Genomic DNA, 12,533 nt, shown 5'->3' on the forward strand with positions numbered 1-12,533 from the left:
TGCACGCTGTTGAGTTCTCAAGGACCAGACGCACCCACAACTAAGACCACAACAACCGGCCATCATCACAGGGCAACCTCACAACCATACCCCACCTGTCGGGCGCGTCTACCGACACGCCGTAAGGCTGGGTTCCCCATCCTACACCCAGAAGACTGGATGACCACCCTGAGGTGGAAAGGAAGGAAGGGGATCGTCCGCTGCTTGAGGGGGCGGGGCCTTCCGGCCCTCCGCTGCCCCTGTGGGGCGAACAGGTATTACTTTACGTGTACCGCGGCAGGCTCGTCCAATCGGGCCCGCAGCCCGGGCGTGTCTGCCCGGTCAGGGGGCGTTTTGCCCTGCAGGTGCCCGGTCATGAGCACGGACCCGGACGACACGATCGACGACGCACAGCGCCACCATGACGGCCGCCCAGACCGCGCAGGCGGGCGGAAGCGCCTGGTAGGCCAGGTGCTGCGGCGTGTAGCCCGCGGTGAAGGGGCCGTGTGCCGCGAAGCCGATCGCCCACGCGGTCACCAGGATCGGCGCCAGCGCGAGCCATCCCGCCCATCGCAGCCACGTCGGCAGCACCCCCGTCACCGCGGCGACGGGCCGGCGGCGCGCCAGCCATACCGCCGCGAAGGTCGCGAGCACCAGCAGGCCGAGCGCGCTGGAGCCGTGCTGCAGCCACTTGTAGCCGGTCAGCGGGCCCCACGGCCGGTCCAGGGCGGGGACCAGGCGCACTCCCCCGCGTCCGTCGTGCGTGAACGCATCCCACGCGACGTGCGAGATCACACCGAGCACCAGCGACACGGCGAGCCACACCCATCGTCGCGCGCGGCGCGGCAGCGGTGGCATCCGGTCCCATTCGGCGGGCAGCCGCGCCGCCAGCCAGTGCGGCGAGAGCCCGCGCACGGCCGGGCGCAGCAGCGCGTACCAGAGCACCAGCAGCGCCAGGGCGAGCGTCGCGCTGACGGCGATGTTCGTATGCGTGAGGTCGTAGTTCAGCGGTGTGCCCCGCAGGAACAGCGGCAGGTCGGGCGCCATCGCCCCCACCGCGATCGCCGCCGGCAGCAGCGGCGTTCTGATGAACGGCAGCGCGAGGACGGCGTGACTGGCGGTGAACGGCACAGGCTATCCGGTGACGAACACGCCGGCGAGGGTCTTCTTGCCGCGCCGCAGCACCGAGACCCCACCCGGCAGCGCCCCGGTGGCCAGCACCCCCTCGTCGGCCACGCGCACCCCGTCGAGCGCGACCCCGCCCTGCGCGATGGCCCGCCGCGCCTCGCCGAGACTGGCGACCAGTCCGGTGTCGACCAGCGCCTGCACGACGCCGATCGGTGAGATCGCCTCGATGTGCGGCAGCTCTTCCAGCGCGCTGCGCAGCGTGCCGGCATCCAGAGCCGTCAGGTCGCCGCTGCCGAACAGCGCGTCGGATGCCGCGACCACGGCCGCGGTGACCTCGCTGCCATGCACCGTGGTGCTGACCTCCACGGCCAGGCGCTTCTGCGCCGCACGGCGGAACGGCTCGGCCCGGACGAGCTGTTCGTAGTGCTCGATCTCGGCGCGGGTCAGGAACGTGAACACTTTCAGACGCTGGATCACGTCGTCGTCGGCGGTGCCGAGCCAGAACTGGTACATCCGGTAGGGGCTGCACATCTCGGGGTCGAGCCAGATGGCGTTGCCCTCGCTCTTGCCGAACTTCGTGCCGTCGCTGTTGGTGATCAGCGGCGTGCCGATCGCGTGCGCGGTGGCGCCTTCGACTCGGCGGATCAGGTCGGTGCCGCTGGTCAGGTTGCCCCACTGGTCACTGCCACCGGTCTGCAGCAGGCAGTCGTACTGGCGGTACAGCTCGAGGAAGTCCAGGCCCTGCAGGATCTGGTAGCTGAACTCGGTGTAGCTGATGCCGGCATCCGAGTTCAGGCGCGCCGCGACGGCATCCTTCTTCAGCATCGTGCCGACCCGATAGTGCTTGCCGATCTCGCGCAGGAAATCGATCGCCGACAGCGGCGCCGTCCAGTCCAGGTTGTTGACCATGCGCGCCGCGTTGTCGCCCGTGAAGTCCAGGTAGCGCTCGACCTGCCCGCGCAGCCGCTGCACCCATTCGCCGACGGTCTCTTTCGTGTTCAGCGTGCGCTCGGCGGTGGGCCGGGGGTCGCCGATCAGACCGGTGGACCCGCCGACCAGGCCGAGCGGGCGGTGTCCGGCCAGCTGCAGCCGGCGCAGCAGCAGCAGCTGCACCAGGTTGCCCAGGTGCAGACTCGGCGCCGTCGGGTCGAAGCCGCAGTAGTACGTGATCGGGTCGCCGTTCAGCAGTTCGCGCAGCGCGTCGGCATCGGTGGACACGTGCACGAGCCCGCGCCACACGATCTCGTCCCAGACGCCGTCGAACGTCGGATCGTTGGCGGGGGCGGTCGCGCTCAGTGCGGTTTCAGACACGTGTTTCAGGGTATCAGCGGCGATCGGATGCCCCGCGTCGGCACCACGTGGCAGACTGCCGAGCATGACCCTGTCACCCGGAGCGGACGTGCTGCTCGTCGCGATCTGGTCGATCTGCCTGTTTCTGGTGCTATGCGTGGTGCTGGTGCTGATCGTCATCTCGCTGCGTCGACCGGCGACCACGCGGCTGTCGGTGGCGGCCGGCCTGGTCGTGCTCGCCCTGTTGATCGCGGCGATCGCGCCGGTGCGGGTCCCGTCCCTGATGGGGGTGCTCGTGGCGATCCTCGGGATCACCGCGGCGGTGCTCGGCGGCAATCCGCTGACCCGGCACGTGCTGCAGATCGCCGCCGGCGACCGGGTGCGCGAGACGGATGACGGCGGCATCGTGCTGACGGCGACGGAGCCGGATGCCGCAACCGGCGCGACCCGCACTCTGATGCGCGGCGGCACCGTGATCGGCTACCTGGAGCGGCTGGCGGCGGTGCTGTCCATCCTGACCGGCTACCCGGCCGCGATCGCGGTCATCGTGGCCGTCAAGAGCGTCGGCCGATTCTCGGAGCTGGCCGCGGCAGAGGCGCGCGAGCGGTTCATCATCGGCACCATGACGAGCCTGCTGTGGTCGTGCGCCGTCGGCGTGCTGCTGCGCCTGGCGATCGGCTGACCATGGCCGACGAGGCCACGGCCGGCGACCCGGCGCGACTGCGGCCCCCACCTCAGGCGCCGCGCAGCAGCCGGTAGCCCGCCACGACGGCCGCCGAGCCGCCGGCCGACAGCGCCTGCGAGACCGCCGACTGGGTGATCCCCTCGGCAGCGGCCAGGGCCGCCTGGGTGGCCCCCAGGCAACGGCCCCGGGTCAGGCGCCGGGTGCGCTCGCTCATCGCCGCGATCAGTTCATCGCGCGCGAGCAGGTAGGCGTTCGCGCGGCGCACGGCCGCCGCCTGCGGATCGCCGGGTTCGTCGGTGATCTGGTCGTCGGGGCGGTCGTCGGATGCCGCGACCCGCACGCGCGCGGACCGCACGGTGCGCTGCGCGAGCGCTTCGACGGTGTCGATCGCGGCGCGGGCGGCCCACCAGCCCGGTCCGTCCGAGATGCCGCCGGCGGCCGAAGGCACCATGCCCACCTCCCCCAGGCCGATGCCGAAGCGGCACTGCACGAGGTCGGGCAGCGTCAGCTGCAGCAGCAGCGATGCGCTCAGCGCCGCATCGAGGTCCGGATACACGCCCTGCATCTCGTCGCCGACGATCGGGTGCAGCGGCACGGTCGCGACCGGCAGGTCCGCCGCCAGGCCTGCGAGGGCCTCATCGAGCGCGTGCTGGGCCGTGGCCCGATCGCGGAGGCGACGGGAGCCGACGATGTCGACGATCATGGCAGCGGTCATGATATGAGACTATCACTGATGTTCCAGGTATATCAGTGTTTATCTGATGATATGAAAGTTATAAGCTCGAGTGCGTGCCGGCGCTAGACCCCGAGCGCACGCGCGGCGGCCTGGGCGCGTGCCACCAGTTCGGCCCGTTGCTCGGCCACCCGCACCGGAGCGGTGCCGCCGGCGCCGTCGCGGCTGGCGACGGATCCTTCGATCGTCAGCACGTCGCGCACCGCCGGCTGCAGGTGCGCCGAGACCTCCACGAGCAGCTCGTCCGAGGCATCTTCCAGTCCGATACCCCGTGCCTCGCAGGCCCGCACCAGGGCGCCGGAGATCTCGTGCGCGTCGCGGAAGGGCACGCCCTGGCGCACCAGCCAGTCCGCGACGTCGGTCGCCAGCGAGAAACCCTGCGGCGCCAGCAGCGCCATCCGCTCGGTGTCGAAGCGCATCGTCGCGACCATGCCGGCGAAGGCCGGCAGCAGGGCCTCGAGGGTGCGCACCGAGTCGAAGACCGGCTCCTTGTCCTCCTGCAGATCGCGGTTGTAGGCGATCGGCAGCCCCTTCAGCGTCGCCATCAGCCCGGTGAGGTTGCCGATGACCCGGCCGGCCTTGCCGCGCGCGAGCTCGGCGATGTCGGGGTTCTTCTTCTGCGGCATGATGCTCGAGCCGGTCGAGTAGCCGTCATCGAGCGTGACGAAGCCGAACTCGCGCGTGTTCCATAGGATGATGTCTTCCGCGAAGCGGGACAGGTCCACGCCGATCTGCGCGGAGATGAAGGCGAACTCAGCGACCACGTCGCGGGCCGCGGTGCCGTCCAGCGAGTTCTCGGACGGCCGGTCCAGGCCCAGCTCGCGGGCCACCAGGGCGGGGTCCAGACCCAGGCTCGACCCGGCGAGCGCTCCCCCGCCGTACGGCGAGACCCGCGCCCGGGCCGACCAGTCGCGCAGCCGCTCCAGATCGCGCACGAGCGGCCAGCCGTGCGCCTGCAGGTGGTGGGCCAGCAGGATCGGCTGGGCCGATTGCAGGTGGGTGCGGCCCGGCATGATGGCGCCCGGGTGGGCCTCGGCCTGCGCGACGATCGCGTCGACCAGACGCAGGATGCCGTGGGTGATGATGCGGGCGTGGTCGAGCAGGTACAGCCGCACCAGGGTCGCGATCTGGTCGTTGCGGCTGCGGCCGGCGCGCAGGCGTCCGCCCAGCTCTGCTCCGGCGCGCTCGATCAGGCCGCGCTCGAGCGCCCCGTGCACGTCCTCGTCGGCGGGCGCGGCGGTGAAGGCGCCGGAGGCGACATCCGCGTCCAGTTCGTCCAGTGCGGCGCGCATGCCCTGCAGCTGCTCGTCGGTGAGGTACCCGGCGGCGTGCAGCGCTGCGGCGTGCGCGCGGGAACCGGCGATGTCATAGGGGGCGAGCACCCAGTCGAACTGCGTCGAGCGGCTCAGCTCGGCGAGCTCGGGTGCCGGGCCGGTCGCGAAGCGGGCGCCCCACAGCGCGCCCTCGTTGGTGCCGTGCCGGCCGGTCATGCCGCCACCTGCGCGGCGGTGCCGTTCTGGCGCAGCAGCCAGACCAGCAGCGCCTTCTGTGCGTGCAGTCGGTTCTCCGCCTCGTCCCACACCACCGACTGCGGTCCGTCGATGACCGCGGCGTCGACCTCGTAGCCGCGATCGGCGGGCAGGCAGTGGATGAAGATCGCGTCGCGGTCGGCCTGGCTCATCGTGTCGGGGGTCACCTTGTAGGCGCCCAGGTCGCGGATCCGCTCGAGCTTCTCCTCCTCCTTGCCCATCGACACCCACGTGTCGGTGACGATCACGTCGGCGCCGGCCGCGGCCTGGTCGCCGTCGGTGAACAGCGTCAGCGATCCGCCGGTCTCGGCGGCGCGGCGCTCGGCGTCGGCGACGACATCCGCCCGCGGCGTGTAGTTCTCCGGCGCGGCGACCCGCACGTGCATGCCGGCGGTCACGCAGGCCAGCATGTACGAGTGCGCCATGTTCGAGCGGCCGTCGCCGAAGAACGCGAGGGTCAGACCCTTCAGCTCGCCCTTGTGCTCGCGGATCGTGAGCAGGTCGGCCAGCAGCTGGCACGGGTGGAAGTCGTCGCTGAGCGCGTTCACGACCGGCACCCGGGTGCCGCGGGCCATCTCCTCCAGCCCCGCCTGGGCGTAGGTGCGCCACACGATGGCGGCGACCTGGCGCTCCATGACGCGGGCGGTGTCGGCCGGGGTCTCCTTGCCGCCGAGCTGGCTGTTGGCGGTGGAGATGATCAGCGGGATGCCGCCCAGGTCGGCGATGCCGACGGCGAATGACACCCGCGTGCGGGTGGAGGACTTGTCGAAGATCACCGCGACGGTCTGCGGACCGGCCAGCGGCCGCAGCGACCAGCGGTCGGCCTTGAGCTCGAGGGCGAGGTCGAGGATCTCGGCCTGCTCGGCCGGGGTCAGATCATCGTCGCGCAGCAGGTGGCGGGTCATGCGGCTTCTTTCGGGTCGGATGCGGCGACTGCGGAAAGGGCCGCCGCGAACAGGGTGGTGAATTCGTCGATCTCGGCGTCGCCGATCGTGTAGGCGGGCGCGATCCGGATCACGTCGTCGGTGGGGGCATTGATGATCAGGCCGCGCTCCTGCGCCGCGGCGCGCACGGCGCCGGCCACCGATGCGGTCAGCATGATGCCGATCAGCAGGCCTTCGCCGCGGGTGCCGGCCACCAGCGGCAGGCCCTCGACCGCGGCGCGCAGCTGCGCGCCGCGCGCCGTGACGTTGGCCAGCAGGTCGGCGTCCTCGATCTCGGCCAGCACGGCGTTGCCGACGGCGGTGGCCAGCGGATTGCCGCCGAAGGTGGAGTTGTGCGTGCCCGGGTAGAACAGGTCGTGGTCGCCGAAGGTGATCATCGCGCCCAGCGGGAAGCCGGCGGCGATGCCCTTGGCCAGCGTCATCGCGTCGGGCACGATGCCCTCGCGCTGGAACGCGAACCAGCTGCCGGTGCGCCCGACGCCGGTCTGCACCTCGTCGACGATCAGCAGCGCGCCGTGCGCCGCGGTCAACTCGCGGGCGCGCCGCAGGAATCCGTCCGGCAGCGGCACGACGCCGGCCTCGCCCTGGATCGGCTCGACGAACAGCGCCGCGACGGTGTCGTCGACGTCCGCCTCCAGCGCCGAGATCGTCGGCTCGATGTAGCCGACATCCGGCAGCAGCGGGCGGAAGGCATCCTGGTACAGCGGCTTGGGCGTCAGCGACAGCGACCCCAGGGTGCGGCCGTGGAACGCGTGCTCGAGGCTGAGGATCATCCTCTTGCCGGTCTGATTGGCGTGCAGCCGGGCCAGCTTGATCGCCGTCTCGTTGGCCTCGGAGCCGGAGTTGGCGAAGAACACGTGCGCGTCGTCGCCGGCGCCGGCCAGGCGCTTCAGGCGGGCGGCCAGCTCGAGCTGCGGCGGGGTGGCGAAGTAGTTCGACACGTGCGCGAGGGTCTGCGCCTGGGAGGCGACGGCCGCGACGAACACCGGATGCGCGTGCCCGAGGCAGTTCACGGCGATGCCGCCGAGGAAGTCCAGATAGCGGGTGCCGTCGGCGTCCCACACGTGCGAGCCCTCGCCGCGCACCAGCAGCGCCAGCCGGCCGCCGACGTTGAGCAGGTCGCGGGAGGCGTCACGCTGCCACGTCGCCGCGCCCGATCCCGTCGCCGCTGCGCCCGTCGTCACTGTCTGCCCCGTCGTCATTGCGCCACCACTTCCGTTCCGATTCCGTCCTCGGTGAGGATCTCCACCAGCACCGAATGCGGCACCCGGCCGTCGATGATGGCCGCCGTCTCGACGCCGCCGCGCACCGAGTCCAGGCACGCGCGCATCTTCGGGATCATGCCCGACTCGAGCGTCGGCAGCATCGCGTCCAGCTCGGCGACGGTCAGGTGCGAGACCAGCGACTGCCGGTTCGGCCAGTCGGCGTAGAGCCCCGCGACGTCGGTGAGGATGATGAGCTTGACCGCCGGCAGCGCGACCGCCAGCGCCGCGGCGGCGGCGTCGGCGTTCACGTTCAGGGAATGACCGGGGTTGTCCAGGTCGGGCGCGATCGAGGAGACGACCGGGATGCGCCCGGCCGCCAGGTGGTCCAGGATCGGCCGCGGGTCGACCTGGACGACGTTGCCCACCCGGCCCAGGTCATGCTCGACGCCGTCGATGACCACACCCCGGCGGCGGCCGCCGAACAGGCCGGCGTCCTCGCCGGACAGGCCGGTCGCGATCGGGCCGTGCGCGTTGATCTTGCCGACCAGCTGCGGGTTGATCTGCCCGGTCAGCACCATCCGCACCACCGAGATCGCCTCGGTGGAGGTGACCCGGTAGCCGCCCTTGAACTCGCTGGGGATCGCGAGCCGGTCCAGCATCGCCGAGATCTGCGGCCCGCCGCCGTGGACGACCACCGGCCGCACCCCGACATAGCGCAGATAGGCGATGTCGGCGGCGAAGGCATCCTGCAGCTCCTCGGAGACCATGGCGTTGCCGCCGTACTTGATCACGACGATCTGGTCGCGGAAGCGGCGCAGCCACGGCAGCGACTCGATCAGCGTCTCGGCCTTCGCCGAGGCGAGTGCGGGGTCGGTGTCCTGGATGCGGGTCTGGGTCATGACGAATAGGCGCTGTTCTCGTGGACGTAGTCGTGCGTGAGGTCGTTGGTCAGGATCGTGGCGGTGGCCGGCCCCGACTTGAGATCGATCAGCACGTGCGTGGCGCGCGGGGTCAGGTCGACCTGCTCGCGCGGGGCGTCCGGTCCTCCCGCGGTGCACACCCGCACGCCGTTCATCCAGACATCCGTGTCGTACGGGTCGAACGCGGCCTGCGTCGTGCCGATCGCCGCCAGCACGCGCCCCCAGTTGGGGTCGTTGCCGAAGATCGCCGTCTTGAACAGGTTGTTGCGTGCGACCGAGCGGCCCACCTCGACGGCGTCGGATTCGGATGCCGCGTGCGCGACCTCGATCGTGATGTCGTGGCTGGCGCCCTCGGCGTCGCCCTGCAGCTTGCGGGCCAGTTCGCCGCACACCTGCGCCAGCGCCGCCGCGAACGCCGCGGGGTCGGGGGTGCGCCCGGAGGCCCCGCTGACCAGCAGCGTGACCTGGTCGTTGGTCGACATGCAGCCGTCGGAGTCGAGCCGGTCGAAGCTCGTGCGCGTCGCCGCCCGCAGCGCGGCGTCGGCCTGCGCGGCCTGAAGCACCGCGTCGGTGGTGATCACCACGAGCATCGTGGCCAGCCCGGGCGCCAGCATCCCGGCGCCCTTGGCCATTGCGCCGATCGTCCAGCCGTCGCCGTGGTGCACCGCCGTCTTGCTGACCGTGTCGGTGGTCATGATGGCCGCGGCGGCGTCCTGCCCGCCGTCGGCGGACAGGGCTGCGACGCCCTTCTCGACGCCGTCGAGCACCTTGGCGCGGAAGACCTCGTCGCCCGAGCCGATCAGGCCCGTCGAGCACACGACGACGTCGCCCGAGCTGACGCCCAGCAGCTCGGCGGCCTTCTCGGCGGTGGCGTGCGTGGTCTGGAAGCCGAATGCGCCGGTGAAGCAGTTCGCCCCGCCCGAGTTGAGCACGATCGCCTCGACGACGCCGTCGCCGATGGCCTGCTCCGACCACAGGATCGGGTTGGCCTTGGCCCGGTTGCCGGTGAACACCGCCGCGCCGACCTTGAGCGGGCCGCGGTTGACGACCACCGCCACGTCGGGCTTGCCGGTGGACTTGAGCCCGGCGGCGACGCCGGCCGCCTCGAACCCCTTCGGTGCGGTGACGGTCACGGCGCGACTCCGTTCACGGTGAGGGCGCGGTCTTCGGGCAGGCCGAGCGCGATGTTCATGGACTGCACGGCGGCGCCGGCGGTCCCCTTGACGAGGTTGTCGACCGCGGTGACCACGGTCACCCGGTCGGTGCTGCGGTCGATGTGCAGGCCCATCAGCGCGGTGTTGGCGCCGATGACATCGGCGGTGCGCGGGTAGACCCCCTCGGGCAGCACGTGCACGAACGTCTCGTCGCCGTAGGCCTGCTCCCACGCGGCGCGGATCTGCGCGTCGGTGGCGCCGACGGCGATGCGGGCCGAGCTGGTGGCGAGGATGCCACGGGCCATCGGCACGATCACGGGCGTGAACGAGACGCGCACGTCGGTGCCGCCGGCCGCGGTCAGCGCCTGCCGGATCTCGGGGATGTGCCGGTGCACGCCGCCGACCGAGTACGGGTTGGCGGAGCCCAGGATCTCACTGCCGAGCAGGTGCGTCTTCAGGCTCTTGCCGGCACCCGAGGGGCCGACCGCCAGCACGCTGACGATGTCGGTGGCGTCGATCACGCCCGCGGCGACGCCGGGTGCCAGGCTCAGGCTCACCGTCGACGCGTTGCAGCCGGGGGCGGCGATGCGGGAAGCCCCGACCAGCCGGTCCCGCTGCGTGCCGCCGGCGACCGGGAGCTCGGGCACGCCGTAGGCCCACGGCTCGTGGAAGGCGCCGCCGTAGAACACGTCCCAGTCCGCCTGGCTGACCAGGCGGTGGTCCGCGCCGGCGTCGATCACCAGCGGAGTGTCGCCCAGGGCGTCGGTGTACTGCCCGGACTGGCCGTGCGGCAGCGCCAGGAACACGATGTCGTGGCCGGCGAGGATCTCGGGCGTGGTCTGCTGCAGCGTCAAGTGCGACAGACTGCGCAGGTGCGGCTGGTGCGCCAGCAGCGGCTGGCCGGCGCTGGAGTGCGCCGTGACGGTGCGGATGTGCACGTCGGGGTGGGCGGCGAGGATGCGCAGGATCTCGCCTCCCGCATAGCCGGAGGCGCCGGAGACGGCGACCGAATAGGTCATTCTTCTACCTTAGTTTCTGGGTTGGCACAGCCGGGAACAGCGGCGACACCACGGCGCGGAGGGGCGCGCGGGGTCGCCTAGCGTCGGCGGTCGCCCAGACGGCGGCGCGCGGAACCGAGGCTCAGAACGAGCGACTGAAGGTTCGATGCGGGCATGGCCCGACGATATCGCCGAAGCCCGGGCATCCGCAAATCTGTTACGCCAGCGCGCGCAGCAGCTCGCGCTCCTCGGCGCGGGTCAGCCCGGCGCGGCGATCCCGCCGCAGTCCCCGCGCGCGCTCGTCGTCGAGAGTGCGCTGCAGCGTCGCCGCGAGCGGGCGCAGGCGGCCGCCGCGGGCGTGGAAGACGGCGTTGCTGCGCGTGGCGAACCCGACCATCTCCCGCGGCATCCACAGCGGCAGCGAGCGCGGCCCCGCCCAGTACGCGACCGAGTGCTCGGTCAGCCACTCGTCGCCGGCGACGAGTGTGGGGCCGGTGTGCCCGGCGACCGCGCGGGCGGCGGCGAGCACGTCGTCCAGCGGCACCGGGTCGCCGACCGCGTTGGCGGTGCCGACCCAGCCGTCCGCCCCGGCGGCGTGGATGAAGTCGGCCAGGTCGTCGACATCGATGACGGATGCGTCCCGCCCGGCCGCATCCGGCACCAGCACCGGCTCGGCGCCGGCGGACGCGAACCGCCCCACCCAGTAGCCGAAGCGGTCAGACGGGTCGCCGGGACCGACGATCAGGCCGGGGCGGATGATGGCCGCGCGCGGGCCGACCCCGGCCCGCACGCTGGCCTCGGCCGCGGCCTTGGCCTGCGGGTAGTCCAGTTCGGACGCCTCGGGGTCGGGCTCGACCAGCTCGGCGGACTCGTCGGCGCCGACGACGGTGTCGTCGGCGTAGACCGAGACGGTCGACACGAACGTCCAGTGCCGGGCCGTGTCGCCGAGCGCGGCGACCGCGTCGGCGGCGGAATGGGCATCGCTGGTCACGTCGACGACCTTGTCCCATTCGGTGCGGGTCAGCCCCGTGTAGGCGCCGGGGCGGGTGCGGTCGGCGGCGACCGGACGGGTGCCGGCCGGGGCGGGACGGACGCCGCGGGCCAGGCACGTGACGTCCGCGCCGGCGGCGACGAAGCGCTCCGCGATGCGGGAGCCGAGCCAGCCCGTGCCGCCGAGGAGGAGGACCCGGCTCATGCGACGGCGTCGGCGAGGAAGACCGTGACCTTCGCCCAGGCGTCGGCGGCGGCATCCGCGTCGTAGCGGCTGCCGGTGTCGTTGAAGAACGCGTGGTGCGCGTCCGGGTAGACCACGGGGGTGAAGTCCACCTCGGCGGCGGCCATCTGCTCGCGCACGGTCGGCAGCGCCTTCATCAATGTGGCGTCCTGGCCCCCGTAGAAGGCGAGCACCGGTGCCTCGATCGCGGCGATGCGGGCGGTGTCGGGTGCCGCGCCGTAGAAGGGTGCCGCGGCACGGATGCGGTCATCGGATGCCGCCAGCAGGAACGTGTACGTGCCGCCGAAGCAGTAGCCGGTCGCGGCCAGCCGGCCACCGGCGCCGGGCTGGGCGGCGAGCCAGTCCACCGCAGTGCGCAGCGCCCGCAGCGCCCACGCGGCGTAGCCGGGATCGTGGGCCTCGGCGAGCGCGTCGCGCATGCGCGGCTGGGCGGCCACCCGCACCTTCTCGTCGGGGTCGTTCATCAGCGCGAACAGCTCAGTGCCGGCGGCCGGAGTGACGCCGGCATGCGTGAGGATGTCGGGGGCGGCGACCAGCCAGCCCTGCGCGGCGAAGCGGTCGGCGACGTCGCGGATGTGGTCGGTCAGCCCCCAGATCTCGTGGATGACGATCAGGCCGCCGCGCCGCGCGCCGTCGGGGCGGGCCACATAGACCTCGAGCGGTTCGGATGAATCGGGCTGCGGGAGCGAGACGACCTCAGACATGGCACCACGCTACGCCAGCCCGGCGTCGGG

12 protein-coding genes are annotated in these 12,533 nt (G+C 72.1%); 1 reads left to right on the forward strand and 11 read right to left on the reverse strand.

Translation table 11 applies throughout. The features are described from left to right. Positions 1-321: 321 nt before the first annotated feature. Together ABD705_RS04535 and tyrS are read right to left on the reverse strand one after the other, a co-directional pair. The gene (locus ABD705_RS04535; protein WP_344781014.1) at positions 322-1,110 is read right to left on the reverse strand and encodes a DUF4184 family protein; all 789 of its coding nucleotides are present in this window, start codon (positions 1,108-1,110) and stop codon (positions 322-324) included. 3 nt (positions 1,111-1,113) lie between these two features. Next, positions 1,114-2,403, reverse strand: coding sequence for a tyrosine--tRNA ligase (tyrS, locus tag ABD705_RS04540; RefSeq protein ID WP_425562032.1), 1,290 nt, complete (start codon positions 2,401-2,403; stop codon positions 1,114-1,116). Positions 2,404-2,482: 79 nt separating this feature from the next. Between tyrS and ABD705_RS04545 the strand changes: the two genes are divergently transcribed. After that, entirely contained in the window at positions 2,483-3,079 is a 597-nt protein-coding gene (locus ABD705_RS04545; RefSeq protein WP_344781018.1) for a hypothetical protein, read from the forward strand. A gap of 52 nt (positions 3,080-3,131) precedes the next feature. Here the strand turns inward: ABD705_RS04545 and ABD705_RS04550 are convergent, their stop codons facing one another. The 9 genes from ABD705_RS04550 to ABD705_RS04590 all read right to left on the reverse strand — a co-directional run bounded on the left by ABD705_RS04550 (position 3,132) and on the right by ABD705_RS04590 (position 12,503). Beyond that, positions 3,132-3,797 (reverse strand): SatD family protein, encoded by a 666-nt coding sequence (locus tag ABD705_RS04550; RefSeq protein WP_344781020.1) that lies wholly within the window; start codon positions 3,795-3,797, stop codon positions 3,132-3,134. 83 nt (positions 3,798-3,880) lie between these two features. Next, positions 3,881-5,305: an argininosuccinate lyase gene (gene argH / locus ABD705_RS04555; RefSeq protein ID WP_344781022.1), complete on the reverse strand. Its 1,425-nt coding sequence runs from the start codon at positions 5,303-5,305 to the stop codon at positions 3,881-3,883. Continuing rightward, positions 5,302-6,249 (reverse strand): ornithine carbamoyltransferase, encoded by a 948-nt coding sequence (gene argF / locus ABD705_RS04560; RefSeq protein WP_344781024.1) that lies wholly within the window; start codon positions 6,247-6,249, stop codon positions 5,302-5,304. The genes argH and argF overlap by 4 nt, the downstream gene beginning before the upstream one ends. Next, on the reverse strand, positions 6,246-7,490 hold the full coding sequence (locus ABD705_RS04565) for an acetylornithine transaminase (protein WP_425562027.1): 1,245 nt from the start codon (positions 7,488-7,490) through the stop codon (positions 6,246-6,248). Before ABD705_RS04565 ends, argF begins: the two co-directional genes overlap by 4 nt. After that, a complete protein-coding gene (gene argB, locus ABD705_RS04570; RefSeq protein WP_344781028.1) occupies positions 7,487-8,392 on the reverse strand; it encodes an acetylglutamate kinase in 906 nt (301 codons plus the stop codon). Before argB ends, ABD705_RS04565 begins: the two co-directional genes overlap by 4 nt. After that, the gene (gene argJ / locus ABD705_RS04575; protein ID WP_344781030.1) at positions 8,389-9,546 is read right to left on the reverse strand and encodes a bifunctional glutamate N-acetyltransferase/amino-acid acetyltransferase ArgJ; all 1,158 of its coding nucleotides are present in this window, start codon (positions 9,544-9,546) and stop codon (positions 8,389-8,391) included. Before argJ ends, argB begins: the two co-directional genes overlap by 4 nt. Then, the gene (gene argC, locus ABD705_RS04580) at positions 9,543-10,586 is read right to left on the reverse strand and encodes an N-acetyl-gamma-glutamyl-phosphate reductase (protein WP_344781032.1); all 1,044 of its coding nucleotides are present in this window, start codon (positions 10,584-10,586) and stop codon (positions 9,543-9,545) included. Before argC ends, argJ begins: the two co-directional genes overlap by 4 nt. Before the next feature lie 196 nt (positions 10,587-10,782). After that, positions 10,783-11,760: an NAD-dependent epimerase/dehydratase family protein gene (locus ABD705_RS04585; protein WP_344781034.1), complete on the reverse strand. Its 978-nt coding sequence runs from the start codon at positions 11,758-11,760 to the stop codon at positions 10,783-10,785. After that, positions 11,757-12,503, reverse strand: a complete 747-nt coding sequence (locus tag ABD705_RS04590; RefSeq protein WP_344781036.1) for a dienelactone hydrolase family protein — start codon at positions 12,501-12,503, stop codon at positions 11,757-11,759. The genes ABD705_RS04585 and ABD705_RS04590 overlap by 4 nt, the downstream gene beginning before the upstream one ends. Between the last annotated feature and the right edge of the window lie 30 nt (positions 12,504-12,533).

It is taken from the genome of Microbacterium kribbense, from assembly GCF_039537285.1.
In the GTDB taxonomy this organism is placed as follows: Bacteria; Actinomycetota; Actinomycetes; order Actinomycetales; family Microbacteriaceae; genus Microbacterium; species Microbacterium kribbense.